This is a genomic window from Jejuia pallidilutea, from assembly GCF_002973595.1.
GTDB classification, from domain to species: Bacteria; Bacteroidota; Bacteroidia; order Flavobacteriales; family Flavobacteriaceae; genus Jejuia; species Jejuia pallidilutea.
Window position 1 is genome coordinate 218,387 of record NZ_PVEO01000001.1, and the last position, 21,987, is coordinate 240,373.

Sequence of the window (21,987 nt, forward strand, 5' to 3'; positions counted from 1 at the left end):
TAACATTAAACAAAACTATTATCATGAAGAAATTTTTGCCATGGATTATTATTGGAATTATAGTCATTGGACTTTATTCTTGGGGAAAGAACTTTAACAACACCGCTGTAAACTTAAAAGAAGAAGCCACTAAAACTTGGGCTAATGTAGAAAGCAGCTACCAACGTAGAAACGATTTAATTGGCAACTTGGTAAAAACAGTTCAAGGTGCTGCCGATTTTGAGAGAGGCACACTAAAGGATGTTATTGAAGCTAGAGCTAAAGCCACATCTATGAATATTGACCCTTCAAACTTAACACCAGAACAAATTGCTAAATTTAGCGAAGTACAAAGTGGATTATCTGGTGCATTAAAAAGTTTATTGGTTACCGTAGAACGCTATCCAGAACTAAAAGCAAACCAGAACTTCTTAGAACTACAGGCACAATTGGAAGGTACTGAAAACAGGATAAATGTAGCAAGAGATAGGTTTAACGAAGCTGTTGAACCTTACAACAAACACATAAAAACGTTTCCAAATACTTTACTTGCAGGCATTTTAAATTTTGATGATATGAGCTATTTTAAATCTGAAGCTGGTGCCGAAAATGCTCCAGATGTAGATTTCGATTTTAAATAATAGTCGTTTAAAGAAAAACCTTAACCTATGTCCAAAATTGAAGCATTTCTTACTGCAAACGAAGAACAAGATATTGTTGAAGCAATACTACAAGCAGAATTAAATACTTCTGGTGAAATTCGTGTACATATAGAAAAAACTTCCAAAGGCGATGCAACCCATCGGGCTTTGGAGGTATTTCATATGCTAAAAATGGACAATACAAAACTTCAAAATGCCGTATTAATTTACGTTGCTATTGAAGACAGAAACTTTGTAATTTATGGCGACAAAGGTATAAATGATGTTATTGAAAGTAATTTTTGGAACAGTACCAAAGATGTGATGCAAACTCATTTTAAAAAAGGCAATTTTAAACAGGGCTTAGTAGAAGGAATTTTAAAAGCCGGAGAACAGTTAAAAAAGCACTTTCCGTATAGCGATGATGACACCAACGAATTAACTAACGAAATTTCTAAAGGATAAAGGTTTAGTATGCAGTATTCAGTAGACAGTGTTCAGTATTCAGTACTCAGTCAGCAGTCGCAGTCGCAGTCGCAGTCGCAGTCGCAGTCGCAGTCGCAGTTTAAAATGAAAAATAAAATTCTTTTTACATTACTTCTTACACTGTTTTCTTTTAGTTTTTCTTATGCTCAGTATGATATTCCTGAGAAACCAGATTTTCAAACTAGTGTTTACGATTATTATAAGTTATTGACACCCTCACAGAAAAGTAGTTTAGAACAAAAGCTCATCAAATATTCCGACACAACTTCTACCCAGATTGTTATAGCCATAATTGCTTCTACTAAAGGCGAAGAAATAAAATATTTAGGCGCACAATGGGGCCATAAATGGGGCATTGGCGGTAGTAAGGAAAACGATAATGGTATACTTATTCTACTTGCTAGAGACGACAGACGTATTGCCATAAATACTGGTTATGGTGTAGAACATTTACTAACAGACGCTATGTCTAAACGCATTATAGAGCGCGACATTATTCCTTATTTTAAACAAAATGATTATTACGGCGGACTAAACAGAGGTGCCGATGCCATTTTTGAAGTGATGAATGGCGAATATAAAGGCACAAGACAATCTTCAGGTGGTGGCGGTTTTCCTGTTGGGCTAATATTCATGTTGTTATTCATTTTCATCATCATATTAATTTCTGTTTCTAAAAACAGACGCGGTGGCGGAGGAAGCGGAGGAAGAACAGGTGGTGTTGATGGACGAGATTTATTAGAAGCCATAATTTTAAGTAACATGGGGCGTGGTAGTTATCGTAGAGGTTCTAGCGGCTGGGGTGGTAGCTCTGGCGGCGGAGGCTGGTCATCTGGAGGAGGCGGTGGCTTTGGCGGTGGCTTTGGCGGTGGCGGCTTTGGCGGCGGTGGTGCTTCTGGAGGTTGGTAACTATGCAATTAATACGATTCTATATAACCATTTTAATTTTTGTTTTAACTTCTTGCAAAACAAAAACTAATACAGAGGTATTAAAAAACAATGCTGTAGTGCAAGATTATGCTCATTTGTTTTCTGATATGGAAAAAGATGCTCTTTCTAAGAAAATTATTGACTACGAAATTGCATCTACCAACGAAATTTGTGTTTATACTATAGACTCGCTTCCTAAAAAAGTTTCAGCACATTATTATGCAACAACTCTAGCAGAGAAATTGAGCGTTGGTAAAAAAGAAAAAGATAACGGACTATTAATTTTAATTTCTAAATACAACCGAGATATAGCTATTACTACTGGTTACAGTACTGAAAAAACAATAACAGATTACAAATGCAAAAGAGTTATTGACAGCACAATAATTCCACATTTTAAAAATGGTGAATATTTTATGGGTATTAATACTGGTTTAGATTCCTTAATTACCAAATGGCACTAAAAACTACCTGTTAAAACGTCCAGAAACGTTACCATCTAAAATTCTTGTAACTTCTTCAATAGTAGCATAATTAACATCACCTACGTAAGTATGTTTTAAAGCACAAGCTGCACTAGCAAATTGCATAGATTTATAATCATCATAGTATTGTAAACCATAAATTAAACCAGCAGCAAATGCATCTCCTGTTCCTATTCTGTCTACAATATGCGTAATATCAAAATCTTCGGTTTCCCTAAAATCTTCTCCATTCCACATTCTAGCACGAATTTTATGCCATGATGCATTAATAGATGTTCTTATTTTATCAAAAACCTTTACAATAGAAGGAAATTTTTCTATTAACATTTTGCTCGCCTCAATAAACTCATCGTTAGTGTATCCAAAATTTGTACCTAACACTTCGTTCATTTCGTTTATACCACCAATAAATATGGTTGAGCAATGCAATAGTTCAGTTAGTGCTTCCCTAGAGTTAACACCATATTGCCATAATCCGCTCCTGTAGGTTGGGTCTGCCGAAACCTGCATGCCTTTTTCCTTAGCTAACTTTAAACCTTCTTTTAAGGTATCGAAGCTTCCTTGGGTTAAAGCAGGTGTTATTCCCGTCCAGTGAAACCAATTACCGTTTGCTAACGATTTCTCCCAATCTACCATATGTGGCTTAATTTCAGAAAAAGCAGAATGCGATCTGTTGTATGATATTGAACTTGGGCGCATTACAGCACCTACTTCTAAAAAATAAACACCTAATGGTCTGTTCGTTCTAATTATAGCCGTGGTATCTAAATCGAATTTATTTAAGTAAGAAATAGCGGTGTCTCCAATAAAATCATCTGAAATACAGGTTATGTGCTTTACATTACCACCAAAATGTGCAATAGAAAGACCAACGTTTACTTCTGTGCCTCCAAAATAAAACTCTACGGTATTAGACTGAATAAATTTTCTGTTTCCTCGAGGTGATATTCTCATTAGAACCTCACCAAAAGTTATTATTTGACCCATTATAAGCGTTTTTGTTTGCCCAAAAATAAGTAATTATACTGATAATTAAACTGTGATTTAAAAAAACATATTGCTACAAAACCCTGTTTAGACTTGAATACTGCTTAAAAAAACAAGTAAACAATAGCTTTAAAAAAATTTAAGTGAAGAAGCAAAAAATTGTTTAAAATCCTAACCCCGACGGTACCGCTGCCTTCTTCCGCCATCTTCAAAATCTTCTGCTGCACTACCAAGACTGTTAAATTTCCAACTAAAGCTTAACATAAAATATTGCTGTAATACTGTGCTTTCTACATCTTCAATATAGTTTTGGGTAGCTATTCTTCTTGCATTAGTGTTCTGATTCAACAAATCGTAAGCTTTAAGCGTAACTGTTCCTTTGTTTTTAAGTACAGAGTATGCTAAAGTGGCATTCCAAAACCAAGCACTTTTTTGAAAACCGTCTGCGACATTGGGGTTATAATTAAAACTAACATCATTTCGCCATTCAAACCCTTTTGGCAAAAAAGTAGCTGAGTTTAAATTTAAGGAATGGCTTATAAATTCTTGGTCATCAAAATTTTCAATATCAAATGTGTTTTGGGTATACGACAGCCTATACCTTGGATTAAATTCTAATACATCTTTCCAAATAAACCGCATTCCTAATCGAGGAGATAACGACGTATTATTACTGGCGTACTGCACATCGTTATTAAAGTTTATTGTTCTTCTAATATTTGGGCCAATTCCAACATCAAAGTTCAATGTTCTTAAACTGTCTATTTTTACTTTTTTACTTACCGATACGTATCCGTTTACATCGTAATTACCATTAACATTGGCAAAAGTGGTTTCCCTAACTAAATTTTCGTCTATTACAGTTTTTCTAACTACTGTGTTATTATCAATAGTGGCTCTAAAAAAACCATAAAACCCAAACCCTTTTTGAAAATTAAAATTATTGTAACGCGCATACACACGGTGGTTATTTTCTGGTTCTAAGTTAGGGTTTCCAACAACTGTGTTTAATGGGTTAGACACATCTCTAAAAGCTTGTAGTTGCGATAATCTTGGAGGGTTATTATTTAAATTATACCCCACCCTTAGCGACGATTGCGGACTAAACCTGTAACGAAATCTAGACCTTAATTCAACAGCTTCAAAATCTCGCTGTATGGTAAATTCTGGCCTTAACATATCCTTATTTTCCAGAGTCCTAAAAACATAGGAGGCTTCCATACTTGCCGACCAATCTTTCTTTCTGTATTCAAATTCTACAGAGGGTGTATTTGCCTCGTTAATATATTCAAAATCTGTACTTAAATCTATATTGAAATTTGAATACTCTTGTGTATCGGTATCTAAATCAAAAGTACTTTTTTTGTCTTCTTGCTTATTAAAATCGTACCGATATTGAAATTCAACAAAAAATTCTTTTCCTATTAGTGGTAATCTATACGTTAATCTAGAGCTTAAATTATCTACTTTGTTTTCACCGTCTGTATATTGATTTCTTAAAACATCTTCAGGATTTTCACCAAAAATATTAGTTTCAGAGTTTAAAAAATCATCGCGTTCTCTAACGTTTATTTCATTATCTAGACTAAGCCTTAAAAAGGCGCCATTAGACCCAAATCGTTTGGTAACATCAATTTCATTACTAAAGTTTTTTCCAAAAGTTTCTACGTTGGAAGTAAGTGTAGACTGGTTTAGTAGCGCATTAAATTCATCTGACGATGTTTCGTCTTCTGAAAACTGCGTGTTACTTTTTGAATACCTAAAAGACGGTTCTATATTGATGAGCAAAGTAGAGTCTATTTTTATATCAATTTCAAAATTTGCATTATGAGAATCGCTATCGTTAAAAGAATTTGAGGTAGAGGTTGTAAAAAACCTAGAATCTGCTAAAATATTTTCTCTATTACTTATATTTTTATTTTCCGAATTACTACCAGAATAGAAATAATTTGCTGATACATCTACCTTTTCGCCATATTTATCGGCATAATTTGTTCCGAAGTTTTGAGACTCTATAAGCCCCTGACCGCTACCTAACCTAATGTTATTGCCACCGCCAAACATTTGGCGTATTTCGCCAAAACTAAATCCGGGAGAATTAATATCGTTTCCCCCTGCTAAAAAGCTAATGCGGCGGTCGTTATCAAAATAATTAAACATTCCTGCGTATTCGTAATGGTTATCTGTTCCAGCACCAGCAGCTACTCTTCCAAAAACGCCTTTATTATTTTCTTCTTTAATAACTAAGTTTACCGTTTTGTTTTCGCCATCTACTTCCTCTCCTGTAAAAGCCTGATCTTTAGTTTTAGTGTCTAAAATTTGTATTTTTTCAACGATATCTTTTGTTAAGCTACGTGTTGTTATAGTTGGGTCGTCTCCAAAAAATGGTTTACCGTTAACAAATATTCTATTAACAGGCTTTCCATTAACTTGTATATTTCCTTCTTCATCTACTTCTACTCCCGGGAGTTCCTTAAGTAGGTCTTCTACGTTTGCATCTTTTCTCGTTTTAAAAGATTTTACATTAAATTCTAACGTATCTCTTTTTATGGTAATTGGTGCTGTAGATTTTATAACTATTTCATCTAAGGCCTCTGTATTTATTTGCATTTTTATTTTGCCCAAGTCTGTAAACTCCTTATCTAAATTAATAACTTTAGAATAGGTTTGATAGCCTACATAAGAAATATAAAGGTTCGCTTTTTTATCTGTTGTTTTATTTTCTAGAGTGAATTCACCGTTCCTATCAGAAATGGTATAGGTAATTAGTGTACTATCAATAACCCGTTGAAGGTATACCGTAGCAGATTCTAAAGGAAAATTTCCGTCTTCAGCAACTAAGGTTCCTGAAATGTTAAAAGAATTTGTTTGTGAAGATAAAAATGATGTAAAAAAAAATATAAAAACTATAGTTACTTTTTTCATAGTGGGCACAAATGAAATAAGTAAACGAATATAATTAAGTAATGCTTAAACTATTCTTAAATTATACTTAAAGTTTTTTACTTTTTACGCATGTAAACACTAATAGGCACGCCATTAAAGCCAAAATGCTCTCGAAGTTTATTTTCTAGATAACGCTTGTAGGGCTCTTTAACATATTGTGGTAAATTACAAAAAAATGCAAATTGTGGTTGTGGCGTTGGTAATTGCATAATGTATTTAATTTTTACAAATTTACCTTTATACGCTGGCGGTGGATAATGCTCTATTATAGGCAGTAGTACCTCGTTTAGCTTACTGGTTTTTATTTTTTTAGAACGGTTTTTATACACCTCTACAGCTGTTTCTATAGCTTTAAAAATACGTTGTTTGGTTAAAGCTGAGATAAATACAATAGGCACGTCGGTAAATGGTTCCATTTGCTTTCTTATGGCTTTTTCGTATTCCTTAACAGACTTATGATCTTTCTCTACTAAGTCCCATTTGTTAACTAAAACCACAATACCTTTACGGTTACGTTCAGCCAGCCAAAAAATATTTTGTACTTGCCCATCAAAACCTCTATTAGCATCTAGAACTAGCAAACACACATCGCAATGCTCTATGGCACGTACACTTCGCATTACAGAATAAAACTCTAAATCTTCTTTTACTTTAGATTTTCGTCGTATTCCGGCAGTGTCTACTAAATTAAATTCAAACCCAAATCGGTTATACTTAGTATCTATAGAATCGCGTGTAGTTCCAGCAATATCGGTTACAATATATCTATCTTGCCCTATTAATGCATTTATAAATGATGATTTTCCTGCATTAGGCCTACCTACAACAGCAAAACGAGGCAAATCTTCTTCTTCTACTTTTTCTTTTTCTGGAAGTGCCTTAACTAAAGCATCTAGTAGTTCTCCTGTTCCGCTGCCGTTAATACTGGCTACTGTATAATAATCGCCCAATCCTAAAGCGTAAAACTCTACTGCATCTTCCGCACGTTTGCCATTATCTACTTTATTTACAACTAAAAAAACTGGTTTTTTTACCTTGCGCAACAACTTAGCCACATCCTCATCCATTCCTGTAACGCCGGTTTCAACATCTACCATAAAAATAATAGCATCGGCCTCATCTATCGCCAACTCTACTTGTTTATCAATTTCTGCTTCAAATATATCATCGCTACCCTTAACATAACCACCAGTATCAATTAGAGAAAACTCCCTTCCATTCCAGTCTGTTTTTCCATAATGCCTGTCTCTAGTTACACCGCTAACGGCATCAACAATAGCCTCGCGTTTCTGGATTAAGCGATTGAAAAACGTTGACTTACCAACATTTGGTCTTCCTACAATAGCAACTATATTACTCATAATTATTAAATTGTTTGCAAAGGTAATGAACTCTACTTTACTTTTTGTTTTTAAGAGAAAATGAGTTGAAAAATTTAATATTGAATAAAAAATAGTACTTTACATAAGTAAATGTAGAGATTATGTCCGCCAAAAACGATATTGCCTTAAGACCCCGATTTAAAATTAATTTAAATGAAGCTAATGAAACGGTTTTAAAGCGCTTTGAGGATTTAAAAGGTTCGCAAAGTGATTTTAGTATTACCAGAATTGACAATCATGTTTTTATAAAGTTTCCTAAAAAGGATCAACATTTTTGGTCGCCTCAATTACATTTAGAAATTGATGAAGTTGATGCTAATACTAGTTTGTTGCACGGGTTATTTGGCCCCAACCCAACCGTATGGACCATGTTTATGTTTTTACACTTTTTGGTAGCCTCTCTCTTTATAGCTTTTGGCGTTTGGGCATATACAAATTGGAGTTTGAAATCTGATTTTGTTGTGCAAACCTGCTTAATGGGCCTTATGGTAATTGTATGGTTTGCATTATATTTTGCTGGTAGAATTGGTAGAGACTCTAGCAAAAACGAAATGAGGCAACTTAACGATGTTATGGAACGTGTACTTAAACAAAAAAGCCCCAATTGAGAACAACCAACCAAAGCTTTTTTTTACTAACTAACTCAAAGTCAACCAAACTAAATTTTATGACATACAAATATTAGTTTTAAAGATTAAGTAATAGTTAACTAAATAAGAAGTAATTATTAGCTTTTACTTAGTGTTGTAACCAAAACGCCTAAGTTGATTTTGGTTGCTTCGCCAGTTTTTATTTACTTTAACGTATAGTTCTAAGTGAATTTGCTTACCAAAGAACACCTCTAAATCTTTTCTTGCTTCTACACCTACACGTTTTAAAGCACTTCCCTTATGACCAATAATAATCCCTTTTTGTGTCTCGCGCTCTACCATAATTACAGATCGTATTCGTATAATACTCTCTTCCTCAAAAAACTCCTCGGTTTCAATTTCTACCGCGTAAGGAATCTCTTTTTTATAATGAAGCAGGATTTTTTCCCTTATTTTTTCATTGATAAAGAAACGCTCTGGTTTATCGGTTAATTGATCTTTTGGATAAAACGGTGGCGATTCTGGCAACAAGTCGAGAATACGATTAAATACTTCTTTTACATTAAACCCCCTTAAAGCTGAAATTGGAAAAATTTCTGCGTTGGGCACTTTTTTGGCCCATAATTGCACTTGACTTTCTAATTGCTCTTGGTTTGAAGTATCTATCTTATTCAATAAAAGTAATACTGGGATTTTAGAATTGGTTATCTTTTTAAAAAAAGCCTCATCTTTTAAGTTTTGTTCGCCTATCTCTACCATATAAACCAATATATCGGCATCTTCAAAAGCAGACTTTACAAAATCCATCATAGATGCTTGCAATTCATAAGCGGGCTTAATAATTCCTGGAGTATCGCTTAATACTACCTGAAAATTATCACCGTTTACTATTCCTAAAATTCTGTGCCTTGTGGTTTGTGCTTTTGATGTTATAATAGATAGTTTTTCACCTACAAAAGCATTCATTAACGTAGACTTGCCCACATTAGGATTACCGATAATATTTACAAAACCTGCTTTATGACTCATTTTTAATTTTTTTACAAAGTTACAATCTATTTAACTTCAGATTGATATAAATAAAAAAAACAGGAAGCACAAAGGCTTCCTGTTTCAATATATATGTTTAAATAAATATATTATTTATCCAAAATTTCCAATAATTCTACTTCAAATATTAATGCAGAAAAAGGCTTAATTGCTCCGCCTGGTCTAGGATTAGCGCCATAGGCCAATTCTTGAGGAATAAAAAACTTATACTTAGCACCCTCACTCATTAACTGTAAACCTTCAGTCCATCCTGGAATAACTTGGGTAACACCAAACTCGGTTGGCTCGCCTCTATCTACAGAGCTATCAAAAACAGTTCCGTCTATTAATGTGCCGTGGTAGTGTACTTTTACTCTATCAGAAGTTGTTGGTTTTTCACCATTGCCCTCTTTAAGCACAACGTATTGTAAACCGCTATCAGTGGTCATTACACCTTCGTTAGCCACATTTTCTTTTAAGAATTTCTCACCAGCTTCTTTATTAGCACCAAATTTTTCCTCAGCTTCTTTAGCAGCACGTTCTTGCTGTCTTTTCATAATCTTTTCACGATTCTTCTGAAAGTATGATTGTACTAGTCCTTGAGCCATTGTTTTGTCAATCAATACATCACTAGAATCTAATACATTTAAGTATCCAGCAATAAACAAATCGTTGTTAATGTCTTCAAAGTTAGAAAGCACACTATTACCAACATCCATTCCAATGGCATAACTCACTGAGTCTATTTCGGTTTTTAATGCATCTTTCGTTACTGCTCCTGGTTTATTTTGGCATGAAGCAAAACTCACAACAATTGCTAAAATTGCTAATTTAATTAATCTCATAGTCTTGTCTTGTTTTTAATTGTCGCCAAAAGTAACGAAATTAAACACATAAAAAAAGTGTATTAACGTTCTCTTAAAAATAAATATTTACACGTTTTGTTGCAGCTTTGTATTTACCAATACGTTTTTAAAACATATTTTTACTAAAATTTAAACCAACTATGGCATATTACCCCTTAAGATTGTTTTTATTTTTAGTTGTTGCCTTGTTCTGTTGCGGTTATTTTACCACAGTTTTTGCGCAAGACATTAGGTGGATAGACCTAGATGAAAACGAAAATTACACAGCCCGACACGAATGTTCTTTTGTACAAGCAGGAAATTCTTTTATTATGTTTGGTGGACGCGAACAAGCACAACAATTGGATGTTTATGATTATAAAACGAATACTTGGAGCCTAGGTGGTAGTGCTCCAAAAGAATTCAACCATTTTCAGGCCACCTTTTACGAAGGTTTTGTTTGGGTAATTGGCAGTTTTAAGACCAACACATTTCCAAATGAAATACCAGCAGACTACATATGGCTTTATTTTTCCCCAACAAAAACTTGGATAAAAGGCCCAGTAATACCAGAAAACAGAAGACGTGGTGGTGCTGGATTAGCTTTACACAACGATAAATTCTATTTAGTTGGCGGTAACACCAAAGGCCATAATGGTGGTTATGTAAATTGGTTTGATGTTTACGACCCAATCACCAATACTTGGACAGTTTTAGATAACGCCCCTAATGCAAGAGACCATTTTAGCTGTATTGTAGCGGAAGATAAATTATATGCTCTTGGGGGAAGACACTCTGGTGGCGAAGGTGGTGTATTTAAACCATTAATTGCTCCTGTTGATGTTTATGATTTCAATACAAATTCTTGGGCAAACCTAAACCACCCCTTGCCTACCCCTAGAGCTGCACCATGTGTTGCACTATTTAATAATGAATTGTTTGTTATAGGTGGTGAAGGGGAAAATAAAGGACCTGCATACAAATTGGTTGAAGCTTATAATCTTAAAACTGAAACATGGTCTCAAAAAGCAGACATGCACTATCCCAGACATGGCACACAGGCTATAGTTTCGGGCAAGGGCATTTATGTTGCCGGAGGTTCCCCAACACGTGGAGGAGGCAGACAACTAAACATGGAAGTTTATAACACAAACCAACCCAAAGGCTATAAATTAAAAGCTTCTAAATTACATACGCCTAAAAAAGTACATGTTGCGCCCAATAAAAGTACGTTTGTACGTATTGCAAACCAAAAAGGCAACACGGGTGTTTTTATTAATTCAATATCAATTACTGGACAACACAAGGATAGTTTTACATTAAAAGAAAGCTATAACAACTTACTTTTAAAAAGTGGTGAAACATTAAAAATTGCTGTAAAAAACTTAGAAACAGCAACAACCAAACAAGCTGAAATTATCATTACATTTAATGGTTTTGAGAAAAAAACAATTATGCTTTTAAGTAACTAATATTTAGTCTGCACTTTCCAATAATGCAATTTTTGTTTGTGTATTTAAAACCACCACGCCTTGTTCTACAGTGGCATAAGTATTTGAATAGGCATCATACACTCTTTCTCCATTTGAAAATACAGAAGAAACATCAATCGTTTTTGTTCCTAAAGGCAACTCTAAACCAATTACCACATGGTCTTGATATTTGTCTTTTGAAAATATTCTAGAAAATACATAAGGCGCCTTAGTTATCATATTGTGCACGCCAGCCCCAATGGCAGGATGTTTAGCTCTAAATTGACCCAGTTTTTTCCAATGTAGCAAAACATCTTGTGTTTTTGCATCGGTTTTAATAGCCTCCCAGTTCATAAAAGAGCGTAATGTTGCATCGCCTTGCGTGCCTTCAATAATTAAAGAGCGGGCAGATTCATCGCCATAATATACTTGAGATGCTCCTGGGCATAACAATAATTTAGTAGCCGTTTCGTATGGTTTTACTCTTGACGGATCGAAAGGTTGACCATCATCATGTGAACTAAAATAATTTAAAACGCTGTAACCTTTTAAATCTGAATTTAGAACATTTGAGTATTTATTAAAGAATTCCTCCAAAGGCATTTGGGCGGCATTCCATTTGGCTTCAAAATTTATTAAGCCGTTAAATGCTTTATCAAAATAGTTTACTTTTTTATCTCCAAAATCGAAAGCTTTTCCTGCAGAAATGCCGTAATTATAAACCTCTCCAACCAAATAAAAATCGTTATCATCCAACACCTTTTCTGGGTTATTTTTTTTGAATTCTGCAAAGGCATAGTCGCATTGCGCTTTAAATTCTTGCCAAACATAGAGTTCTGTATGTTTTACTGTATCTACACGATAACCATCAATTCCAAAATCGGTTATATAATCGGTTAGCCATTTCATGATGTAAAAGCGAGGTGCTCTTGGGTGGCCAGTTCTTTTAAAAAAAGCATCTAACTCTGCTACTTCTTGCTCATACCTACCTTCTGCTTTCCATTTTTTTACAAGTTGTGGCGGCAATTCTACAGCTTCGTTGCTTTCAGTTTTAATATCTGGTAAATTTTTAACCAAAGTACAAGTTACCGTGTTTTCGTATGATTGGTAATCGCATTGAGGTTCGGTACGTACCCAGGCTTCTGGCCATAACGGATCTTGCGCTGTTACGGGGCCTGTGTGGTTAATTACAGCATCCAATAAAATTCTAATACCATTATTATGGGCAGCTTCTACTAATTCCCTTACATCGTCTTTAGTACCAAAATTGGGGTCAATAGCCGTCCAGTCGCTAGTCCAATACCCATGAAAACCATAACTAAGACCTGTACCTTCATCTGTTCCGCCGTGAATTTGTTCTACTATTGGCGTCATCCAAATAGCATTAATACCTAATTTAGTAAAATAACCCTCTTTAATTTTTTGAGTAACACCTTTAATATCGCCACCTTTAAAACCTCTAAGTTTTCCTGTTTCTAGGTTTCTATTAAAATTAATATCATTGGAAGGATCTGCGTTGTTAAATCTATCGGTTAACAAAAAATACACATTTGCGCCCTCCCAAACAAATGGAGTTTCTGTTTTTGTCTCAACAGCTGTTTTTTCTTTTTTATTACAGCTTACAAACGATAAAAGTACGGCGATTGTGATAACAAAATATTTCATATGTGTTGTTCTTATAACCCTTAGTAGGATGTTTAGTTATTAGAGACCTGATAGGTTTTTGAAACCAGACAGGTCTACGTAAATTTTTATTGGATTTTCAGGATAAAAGACTCTAGCGCCTTCAATTTTATTTTAATACTTCCCAGACCATTTTCAACTTTTAATGTAGATTTGAATGAGTGGTATAGCTGATCTTCAACTTCATAATCTTTAGCATTTAAATTCCATTTTTCAATAATTTCCTTCGGAAGTTTTAAATTAAATTCTTGAATATTAGTATCATCAAAATTTGAGATAATAATGAGTTTTTCGTTACCACTCCAACGTACAAAAGACAATACCTTATCACTGTAACCCTCTGTGTTTTCCCTATTATATTGATGAATATCGGCATAGGAACCAACCATAGCTTCGCTTGTAATGGTAAAGTTTAACAGTCGTTTATAAAAGTCTCTTAATTCTTTTTCTTGGGATGTTAATTGCCCACCATCAAACTGTTTATTATTAACCCAACGTTGGTGTGCAGGCACGCCAACATAATCGAAAATTGAGGTTCTTGTAGGTGCGCCAAAGCCTGCGTGTTCCGAACCGTCCTCACCTACTTCCTGTCCAAAATAAATCATGGTTGGCGCTGTGGTAGAGGTAGCCGAAACTACCATAGCAGGTTTTCCTTTCTCTGGGTTTCCCGCAAAATCTGGACTAGAAATTCGTTGTTCGTCATGGTTTTCCAAAAAGTGCAACATGTGGTGTTCTATATCGCCTAATTCTTCAAGTATTGGAGGTATATTATCGGTTTTTCCATGCCCTTGCATCACATGTTTTAGAGTATCATACAGTTGTACTTTGTCGTAGAGATAATCCATTTTACCTTTCTTGATGTAATCTCTGTAAAGTGAAGGATTGTAAACCTCAGCTAATAAAAAAGCGTTAGGGTTTTTCATTTTTATAGACGAATTCATAAAACTCCAAAACTCTACAGGCACCATTTCTGCCATATCATAACGAAATCCATCAACCCCCTTATCCAACCAAAACAAGGCAATATCCCTAAATTTTATCCATGAATTTGGTACTTCCTTATCTTTCCAAAACTCGAAGTGTGTTTTGTAAGCTTCATTTTCAAAACCTTCGGGCAGTTCATCAAAATCCTTATTTCCATCTGGTGAAATACCATAATTAACTTTTACGGTTTCGTACCAATCGTTCATATCTGGTTGCGATTGTCGCGAACCATTTCCTGTCCATTTTGCTGGTGTTTCTGGAAATTCTCCATCTTCTAAAGGATGCTTTTCATCACCCAGAGGCGAATAGCCATTTTTCCATTCAGGAACTTTAAAGGCCTCGTTGGGATTATAATAAAAATTATTGTTTTTATGATAAACCAACGATATGTCATCGTCTTCTCCAAAATCCTTCACACCTTTTGGCTTAGAAATACTTTTATAATTTCTAGCAACGTGATTGGGTACAATATCAATTATCACCTTTAAACCTGCTTCGTGGGTACGCTTAATTAATGCCTCGAACTCCTCTAACCTCTGCTCTACATTTACTGCTAAATCTGGGTTTACATTGTAATAATCCTTTACTGCATAGGGAGAACCAGCGCGACCTTTAACCACATCTGGATCATCGTTTGAAATGCCGTATGCGGTATAATCCTTAATTACAGCATGATGCGGCACACCTGTATACCAAATATGGCTTGCACCCAAATCTTTAATTTCGGCTAATGCTTTTTTAGTAAAATCATTAAATTTCCCAACGCCATTTTCTTCAATAGTACCCCACGGTTTGTTTGCTGTATTTGTGTTTCCAAACAAACGCGTAAATACTTGGTAGACTACATACTTTTTCTTAGCGGTTGTTACTTCACTTGCAACTGTTTTTAATTGTTTTTTTTCCTGCTCGCAACTTAATCCTATCATTACTATTACTATTGCTATATATTTTGTTGATTTCATTTACTAAGGGTTGTCTTAAAATTATGCACCAAGCTGTATTTGTAGATATTAATTAAACTTTGTTGTTAATATTATGCTTCCCTTTTCTGTTAAGGTTATACTATCGGTCCATTTTATATTTTCGCCTGTAATTATATTTTTTAAGGTTTTACCGTTTAAACCAATTTCATTAAATCGATATAAATCCAGTTTTACAGTGCTTGAGTTTTTATTTAAGATATGAACAACGGTTTCGCCATCTGCAATTCTAAACAAAACATAAACACCATTTTCTGGAGCAAAATGAATAGTTTTTCCATTATGAATGGCTTTACTTTCTTTTCTATAATTCAATAGCTTTCTTAAAAAAGACTGCATATGCTTTTGGTCTGGTTTTAAACCTTGTCCAGTAAATGCATTTACTTTATCTCCCTTCCATCCTCCGGGAAAATCACTTCTAATTAGTCCATGATCTCCTGGATTATCAAAATCGTGCATTAAAATCTCTGTGCCATAATACACTTGCGGAATACGAGGTAAGGTTAACAGATAGCTTAACGCCATTTTAGTATTTACCACATTACCGTGCAATTGTGTAAAAATGCGACTCATATCATGGTTGTCTGGAAAAATCATAATATCTTTTGGTGTGGCATAATAAAAATCGTTAGCTAATCCTTCATACATTTTAACCAAACCTGTATCCCATTGCTCTTCTTCGTTTAAAGCCTCTACAATAAAACGCTGCATTGCAAAATCCATGGGCGATTTCAGGTTAGATTCGTAACCATCCCTATTATTAGCGCCAGTTTGCCAATAGCCGATTAAAAGAGGGTTATAGCTCCACTCTTCTCCAACTATACTAAAATTGGGATACTCGTGCATAATTTCACCAGCCCATTGGCTCATAAAATCCTTATCGGGATACGGATATGTATCTTGACGAATACCCCCCAAATTAGCGGTTTCAATCCACCAAATACTATTTTGAATGGTATAAGTTGCCATAAAAGGGTTACGTTGGTTTAAATCTGGCATTACAGACACAAACCAACCCACACTCATATTTTCTTTATCGCGTTTTGAAGCATATATATCTTGATTTGTTGTGCGCCTATGGTTTGTAGTTATGCTTTTACTATTATTCCAATTATTTATGTTTTTCTCGTAATTTTCTTGATGATTAATCCAGTCTTTAAATGGTAAATCCTTCATCCACCAATGCGCAATACCACAATGGTTTGCTACCTGATCCATGATTAGTTTCATGCCTCTTTTAGATAGCGCCTCAGACAAATTGATGTAATCGTTTAAAGTACCATACCGCGGGTCTATTTGGTAATAATCTGTAATTGCATAACCATGATAAGAACTCTGTGGCATATCGTTGGTTAATACCGGGCAAGACCAAACCGCGGTGAACCCCATATCGTCTATATAATCTAGATGATTAGTTATGCCCACAATATCGCCGCCATGTCTTGCATATCCGTTAGTTCTATCAATACTCTTTTCTTTTAGGGAATTAACTATGTCGTTGTTAGGATTTCCGTTTGAAAATCTATCTGGGGTAATTAAATAAACAGCATCACTACTAGTAAACCCCTTAAAATCTTCAGCAGGTTTTTTACGAGATTTTAATTCATAAGTATGAATTAAATCGGCTTCACCTTCTTTTTTAAAAATAATATTGAATTTTCCAGGTGTTGTAGTTTTGGCAATATTTAAATCAATAAATAAGTAATTAGGGCTATCGGCTTTATGCACTTTTTCTATAGAAACACCTTGGCAAGAAATCTCAGGAGTGGTTTGGAAAATATTAGGATGATGTACCAAAAGTTGCAGTTTTGGGTTTTTAAAACCTACCCACCAATTTAAAGGTTCTACACGATTAATATCGTTCTTTTCGATTACTTTAGTTGGTGTATCAACTTTTTGTTTAGCCATATCGCCTTCGTTTTTACAAGCTAAATTTAAAGCAAAAACACATGCTAATACAATAAACATATAGCGATTACATCGCTTTTGCTGCATTACATTCGCTTTCATACATTTAAGGTTTTAGTTAATTGGTGTTATGCTAATGGCATACCCACCTCCCGGAACAGATAATTGAGATATTTTAGTGTTGCTAGTTACCTTTTTTGTTTTAATGGTATACGCCTGCGGATTAGTTTTATAATGTGCATCCTTTGCATCTGCATAAATAGTGGCCATGTATTTTTTACCATTTTCTAAAAAGTCTAGTTTTACGTTTGAAGTTCTTGGTGCGGTTCCGTTTACATTACCAACAAACCAATTATCGCTTCCTTTTGCTTTGCGTGCTACGGTAATATAATCGCCTGGTTCTGCTTCTAGGTATATACTTTTATCCCAGTCTATAGCTACATCTTTTATAAATTGAAAAGCGTCCATAAATTGTTCGTAATGCTCTGGTAAATCTGCTGCCATTTGCAACGGACTGTACATGGTAACATACAGTGCCAATTGGTTTGCAATGGTACTATTAACATGTGAATCGTTATTTGGATTTAACTTCGAAATATCCATTTCAAAAATTCCAGGTGTATAATCCATTGGTCCTCCAATAAGCCTAGTAAAGGGTAAAATTGTAACATGATTGGGTTTAGAACCACCAAAGGCCTGAAACTCTGTTCCTCTTGCCGATTCGTTACTAATTAAATTAGGATAGGTTCTACAAATTCCTGTTGGTCTTACGGCTTCATGAGCATTTACCATAATTTTGTAATCCGCAGCTTTTTCAACTGCATACTGATAATGATTTATAATGTACTGACTGTAATGATGCTCTCCTCTAGGTATAATATTCCCAACATAACCACTTTTTACCGCATTATAGCCGTTGTCTCTCATAAATTGGTAGGCCGTATCCATGTGGCGCTCGTAGTTTCTGGTGGCACCTGAGGTTTCATGGTGCATTATCATTTTTACCCCTTTAGATTTTGCATAGTTGTGAATAGCTTCAACATCAAAATCTGGATAAGGTGTTACAAAATCGAACACATAATCTTTAGATTTCCCAAACCAATCTTCCCAACCTTCATTCCAACCTTCTACTAAAACACCATCAAAACCATGTTCTGAGGCAAAATCTATATAGCGTTTAACTTTGGTATTATTTGCTGCATGTGTATCGTTGGGTTTTACTTTGGAGTAGTCTGTAACACCCAGTTGAACAGCTGGTAACTCGTCGGTATAAGCCCAAGAACTTTTACCGGTAATCATTTCCCACCAAACCCCAATATACTTTACGGGTTTTATCCACGAGGTATCCTCTATAGCGCAAGGTTCGTTTAGGTTAAGCGTCATTTTAGATGCTAAAATATCTCTTGCATCGTCACTAACTATAATGGTTCGCCAAGGCGAATTACACGGTGCTTGCATATACCCCTTATTGGCTTGCGCATCTGGTGTTAAATGCGACTCAAACACCAAAGATGCTTCATCTAAATTAAGGTGCATGCACGAATAATCTACCAACGCTGCTTCGTGTAAATTAATATACAACCCATCGTTGGTTTTCATCACAAGTGCAGTTTGTACACCAGTTTTTGAAAACTGTTCTTGCGATGCGTTATCGGTTACGGCAGCATCAAAATTTTCATTTATTTCAGACAATTTAGATTCGGTATAATCGTACTCTTGGGTATCGTAATCCCCTGGAATCCAGAATGCGGTGTGATCGCCAGTCATTGCAAACTGCGTTTTTTCGTCTTTTATTACAAAATAAACTAGATTTTTTTGTGAAGGGAATTCGTAACGAAAGGCTAAACCATCATCAAATAACCTGAAACGAATACGCATAATTCTATCTGTTTCGTTTTGATTTAAGGTAACCGCCAATTCATTGTAGTGGTTTCTAATTTCTTTTTCCTCACCCCAAACAGGCTGCCAAGTTTCATTAAAAGTTGATGTACTTGTATCTAAAACTGCAAAGTCGTTTAATAATGATGTTTCATCATCTTTTAACTCTAAACCTAAATGGCTTGGTTTTATAACTTCTTGGTTCTTGTACGTTAATTGGTATGTAGGTTTTCCATTAGCCTCTAAAGAAAACTGCATGGTAAACGTACCGTTTGGGGATTGTAATTCTTGGGCATTGCCATAATTGAATATTAACAATACAAAAATTACGTTTGCTATGAAAAAAGATTTCATGTGTTATTATTTTTTATTTGTTGTTGTTTTTAACTCACTGCCTTTAATACATTACTTTCTAGAACTAAAGCTTTGTTGTTAAATAGAATTTCTAATTGCTCACCACATAACATTTCAAAATAAGTTTGCTCTTGAGTAACATTTACTTTTATGATGTGATTTCTAAAATTAATTTTAAAGGAATACCCTTTCCATTGTTTAGGAATTTTAGGCATAAAGGATAGTTTACCATCTTTAATGCGCATGCCTCCAAAACCTTCAACAATACTCATCCAGGTACCTGCCATAGATGTAATGTGCAACCCTTCGTGTACCTCGCAATTGTAATCGTCTAAATCTAATCTAGAGGTTCTTAAATAGAACGTATAAGCCTGCTCCATTCTATTTAGTTTTGCAGCTTGTATGCTGTGTACACATGGCGAGAGTGAACTTTCGTGAACTGTAAATGGTTCGTAAAAATCAAAATGACGCTCTAATTCTTCATTCGTAAATTTATCTTCAAAAAAGTAAAACCCTTGTAAGGTATCTGCTTGCTTAATGTATGGTGAACGCAAAATTCTATCCCAACTCCATTTTTGGTTTATTGGTCTTTCAGATTTTGGTAAATTCTCAACCGTTATTAGTTCTTTATCTAGAAACCCATCTTGTTGTAAATATACGTGGTGTTTTTCTGAATAAGGAAAATACATGTTGCTAGCTACCGCTTTCCACTTTTGTATTTCGGTATCAGATAATTTAACCTTATTTATAATTCTGGTAAAATCCTCGGGATATTCTGCTGCTATTTTATCAATATTCTCAACAGTATAGTCAATACACCATTTTGCTAAATAATTAGTGTACCAATTATTATTAACGTTATTCTCGTATTCATTTGGACCAGTAACACCCAAAATTACATATTTGTTTTTATCTGTAGAAAACGTAGCGCGTTGTTGCCAAAAACGTGCAATGGCAATTAATACTTCTAGCCCTTTTTCTGGAATATAACTGTAGTCTCCAGTAAAACGGTGGTAATTAAAAATAGCATAAGCTATAGCACCATTTCTATGTATTTCCTCGAAGGTAATCTCCCATTCGTTGTGGCATTCTTCACCATTCATTGTTACCATAGGATATAACGCTGCGCCATTTGTAAAGCCTAGTTTTTCGGCGTTTTCTATTGCTTTTTCTAAATGATTGTAGCGATATTCTAAAAGTGCTCTAGCTACTTTTTGGTCTTTTGTTGCCATGTAAAACGGAATGCAATAAGCCTCGGTATCCCAATAGGTGCTGCCGCCATATTTTTCGCCTGTAAAACCTTTGGGCCCTATATTTAACCTAGAGTCTTTACCTAAATAGGTTTGGTTTAATTGAAAAATATTAAAGCGAATACCCTGTTGCGCTTTTACATCGCCTTCAATAGTTATATCAGCCATTTCCCATATGTTTAACCAAGCTTTCTTTTGGTCTTCAAGCATTTGGGAAAACCCTTTTTTAGTCGCTTTTTTTAAAGCATGTTTTGCAGCCTTAACCAATGCATTTGCGTTGTGATTTCTGTCTACCGTATAACCACCAAACTTTTGAATGCTGTAGGTGTCGCCTTTTTTAACCGAATACGCATAACTAAAAGACACGTAGTTTGCGGTGTTTTCGATGTTTTGATCTACAAAAACAGCTTTGTTATTAATGCAAACCTTAGACTCCATAAACGTACAAGTATGGAAATTGGTTTTCATAGTTTTTGCCTCAATAAATGCTTGGTGACCCTCGTAGTTAACACTTGTGGCATCCCAAAACTTGTCGTCCCAATTAGTATCTTCGTTGGTAATACTTGCATCTATATAAGGTTGAAATATAATTTCAGCATCTGTATTTAAAGGCGTTACTTCGTAATTAATGGCGCCAACCTCATCTAAATCTAAACTTAAAAAGCGTTTTACCGCTACTTTAATTTTTACATCGTTAGGCAGTGTTGCTTTAAAAGTTCTAGACAACCAGCCTTCTTTCATGTTCAACTCCCTCTTAAAGTCATCAACAGATTTGCAAGTGTTTAAGTCTAATTGCTGGCCATTTATTAATACATTAATACCTATCCAGTTTGGTGCATTTAGTACTTTGGCAAAATATTCTGGATATCCGTTTTTCCACCAACCTACTCTGGTTTTATCTGGATAATACACACCAGCGATATAACTTCCTTGAAAGGTATCGCCAGAATAATGCTCTTCAAAATTGGCACGCTGCCCCATGGCACCATTACCAATACTGAATAAACTCTCGGAAGACTTTACGCGTTCTGCATAAAAACCTTCTTCTATGATGGACCAATTATCTGGTTTTATATAATCTTGGTTCATTGTTTTTTAAGATTACAGAGAATAGATTTTAGTTAGTCTTGCTTAACCTTCTAAGCTTCTATTTCTCGATTATTATTATTTATTAAAAC

The 21,987-nt window shown here is 34.8% G+C and carries 16 protein-coding genes; 6 read left to right on the plus strand and 10 right to left on the minus strand.

The window, feature by feature from the left end; all coding sequences use genetic code 11:
* Window positions 1-23 precede the first annotated feature (23 nt).
* From CLV33_RS01025 to CLV33_RS01040, 4 genes are all read left to right on the plus strand, one after another.
* On the plus strand, window positions 24-620 hold the full coding sequence (locus tag CLV33_RS01025) for a LemA family protein (RefSeq protein WP_042247074.1): 597 nt from the start codon (window positions 24-26) through the stop codon (window positions 618-620).
* Window positions 621-647: 27 nt separating this feature from the next.
* Window positions 648-1,085, plus strand: coding sequence for a TPM domain-containing protein (locus CLV33_RS01030; protein WP_105472336.1), 438 nt, complete (start codon window positions 648-650; stop codon window positions 1,083-1,085).
* A 105-nt stretch (window positions 1,086-1,190) separates the two neighbouring features.
* Window positions 1,191-2,015: a TPM domain-containing protein gene (locus tag CLV33_RS01035; protein ID WP_105472337.1), complete on the plus strand. Its 825-nt coding sequence runs from the start codon at window positions 1,191-1,193 to the stop codon at window positions 2,013-2,015.
* Between the two features lie 2 nt (window positions 2,016-2,017).
* The gene (locus tag CLV33_RS01040; protein ID WP_105472338.1) at window positions 2,018-2,500 is read left to right on the plus strand and encodes a TPM domain-containing protein; all 483 of its coding nucleotides are present in this window, start codon (window positions 2,018-2,020) and stop codon (window positions 2,498-2,500) included.
* A gap of 3 nt (window positions 2,501-2,503) precedes the next feature.
* Here the strand turns inward: CLV33_RS01040 and CLV33_RS01045 are convergent, their stop codons facing one another.
* From CLV33_RS01045 to der, 3 genes are all read right to left on the minus strand, one after another.
* A complete protein-coding gene (locus CLV33_RS01045) occupies window positions 2,504-3,508 on the minus strand; it encodes a sugar kinase (protein WP_042243185.1) in 1,005 nt (334 codons plus the stop codon).
* A gap of 171 nt (window positions 3,509-3,679) precedes the next feature.
* Window positions 3,680-6,433 (minus strand): outer membrane beta-barrel protein, encoded by a 2,754-nt coding sequence (locus CLV33_RS01050; protein ID WP_105472339.1) that lies wholly within the window; start codon window positions 6,431-6,433, stop codon window positions 3,680-3,682.
* A gap of 77 nt (window positions 6,434-6,510) precedes the next feature.
* Window positions 6,511-7,815, minus strand: coding sequence for a ribosome biogenesis GTPase Der (gene der, locus CLV33_RS01055; protein WP_042243182.1), 1,305 nt, complete (start codon window positions 7,813-7,815; stop codon window positions 6,511-6,513).
* A gap of 122 nt (window positions 7,816-7,937) precedes the next feature.
* Here der and CLV33_RS01060 point away from each other — a divergent pair, with 122 nt between their 5' ends.
* Complete coding sequence (locus CLV33_RS01060; RefSeq protein WP_042243180.1) at window positions 7,938-8,444, plus strand: GTP-binding protein; 507 nt, start codon at window positions 7,938-7,940, stop codon at window positions 8,442-8,444.
* A gap of 126 nt (window positions 8,445-8,570) precedes the next feature.
* Here CLV33_RS01060 and era read toward each other — a convergent pair whose 3' ends face one another.
* Window positions 8,571-9,455, minus strand: a complete 885-nt coding sequence (gene era / locus CLV33_RS01065) for a GTPase Era (RefSeq protein ID WP_042248025.1) — start codon at window positions 9,453-9,455, stop codon at window positions 8,571-8,573.
* 110 nt (window positions 9,456-9,565) lie between these two features.
* Window positions 9,566-10,300, minus strand: a complete 735-nt coding sequence (locus tag CLV33_RS01070; protein ID WP_042243177.1) for an FKBP-type peptidyl-prolyl cis-trans isomerase — start codon at window positions 10,298-10,300, stop codon at window positions 9,566-9,568.
* A gap of 161 nt (window positions 10,301-10,461) precedes the next feature.
* Between CLV33_RS01070 and CLV33_RS01075 the strand changes: the two genes are divergently transcribed.
* Complete coding sequence (locus tag CLV33_RS01075; protein ID WP_105472340.1) at window positions 10,462-11,772, plus strand: Kelch repeat-containing protein; 1,311 nt, start codon at window positions 10,462-10,464, stop codon at window positions 11,770-11,772.
* A gap of 3 nt (window positions 11,773-11,775) precedes the next feature.
* On the opposite strand, the gene CLV33_RS01080 is transcribed toward CLV33_RS01075, so the two are convergent.
* The 5 genes from CLV33_RS01080 to CLV33_RS01100 form a co-directional block, all read right to left on the minus strand.
* Entirely contained in the window at window positions 11,776-13,437 is a 1,662-nt protein-coding gene (locus CLV33_RS01080) for an alpha-amylase family glycosyl hydrolase (RefSeq protein WP_105472341.1), read from the minus strand.
* A gap of 86 nt (window positions 13,438-13,523) precedes the next feature.
* On the minus strand, window positions 13,524-15,401 hold the full coding sequence (locus CLV33_RS01085) for an alpha-amylase family glycosyl hydrolase (RefSeq protein WP_042243171.1): 1,878 nt from the start codon (window positions 15,399-15,401) through the stop codon (window positions 13,524-13,526).
* A gap of 48 nt (window positions 15,402-15,449) precedes the next feature.
* Window positions 15,450-17,429, minus strand: coding sequence for a glycoside hydrolase family 13 protein (locus CLV33_RS01090; RefSeq protein WP_394340394.1), 1,980 nt, complete (start codon window positions 17,427-17,429; stop codon window positions 15,450-15,452).
* A 12-nt stretch (window positions 17,430-17,441) separates the two neighbouring features.
* On the minus strand, window positions 17,442-19,559 hold the full coding sequence (locus CLV33_RS01095) for a glycoside hydrolase family 97 protein (RefSeq protein ID WP_105472342.1): 2,118 nt from the start codon (window positions 19,557-19,559) through the stop codon (window positions 17,442-17,444).
* Between the two features lie 29 nt (window positions 19,560-19,588).
* Window positions 19,589-21,898: a glycoside hydrolase family 65 protein gene (locus tag CLV33_RS01100; protein ID WP_105472343.1), complete on the minus strand. Its 2,310-nt coding sequence runs from the start codon at window positions 21,896-21,898 to the stop codon at window positions 19,589-19,591.
* Window positions 21,899-21,987: the final 89 nt, after the last annotated feature.

Excerpts from the sequence above, each read along its gene's own strand:
- CLV33_RS01025 (WP_042247074.1), top strand. The coding sequence starts at position 24 with ATGAAGAAATTTTTGCCATGGATTATTATTGGAATTATAGTCATTGGA.
- CLV33_RS01030 (WP_105472336.1), top strand. The coding sequence starts at position 648 with ATGTCCAAAATTGAAGCATTTCTTACTGCAAACGAAGAACAAGATATT.
- CLV33_RS01035 (WP_105472337.1), top strand. The coding sequence starts at position 1,191 with ATGAAAAATAAAATTCTTTTTACATTACTTCTTACACTGTTTTCTTTT.
- CLV33_RS01040 (WP_105472338.1), top strand. The coding sequence starts at position 2,018 with ATGCAATTAATACGATTCTATATAACCATTTTAATTTTTGTTTTAACT.
- CLV33_RS01045 (WP_042243185.1), bottom strand. The coding sequence starts at position 3,508 with ATGGGTCAAATAATAACTTTTGGTGAGGTTCTAATGAGAATATCACCT.
- CLV33_RS01050 (WP_105472339.1), bottom strand. The coding sequence starts at position 6,433 with ATGAAAAAAGTAACTATAGTTTTTATATTTTTTTTTACATCATTTTTA.
- der (WP_042243182.1), bottom strand. The coding sequence starts at position 7,815 with ATGAGTAATATAGTTGCTATTGTAGGAAGACCAAATGTTGGTAAGTCA.
- CLV33_RS01060 (WP_042243180.1), top strand. The coding sequence starts at position 7,938 with ATGTCCGCCAAAAACGATATTGCCTTAAGACCCCGATTTAAAATTAAT.
- era (WP_042248025.1), bottom strand. The coding sequence starts at position 9,455 with ATGAGTCATAAAGCAGGTTTTGTAAATATTATCGGTAATCCTAATGTG.
- CLV33_RS01070 (WP_042243177.1), bottom strand. The coding sequence starts at position 10,300 with ATGAGATTAATTAAATTAGCAATTTTAGCAATTGTTGTGAGTTTTGCT.
- CLV33_RS01075 (WP_105472340.1), top strand. The coding sequence starts at position 10,462 with ATGGCATATTACCCCTTAAGATTGTTTTTATTTTTAGTTGTTGCCTTG.
- CLV33_RS01080 (WP_105472341.1), bottom strand. The coding sequence starts at position 13,437 with ATGAAATATTTTGTTATCACAATCGCCGTACTTTTATCGTTTGTAAGC.
- CLV33_RS01085 (WP_042243171.1), bottom strand. The coding sequence starts at position 15,401 with ATGAAATCAACAAAATATATAGCAATAGTAATAGTAATGATAGGATTA.
- CLV33_RS01090 (WP_394340394.1), bottom strand. The coding sequence starts at position 17,429 with ATGAAAGCGAATGTAATGCAGCAAAAGCGATGTAATCGCTATATGTTT.
- CLV33_RS01095 (WP_105472342.1), bottom strand. The coding sequence starts at position 19,559 with ATGAAATCTTTTTTCATAGCAAACGTAATTTTTGTATTGTTAATATTC.
- CLV33_RS01100 (WP_105472343.1), bottom strand. The coding sequence starts at position 21,898 with ATGAACCAAGATTATATAAAACCAGATAATTGGTCCATCATAGAAGAA.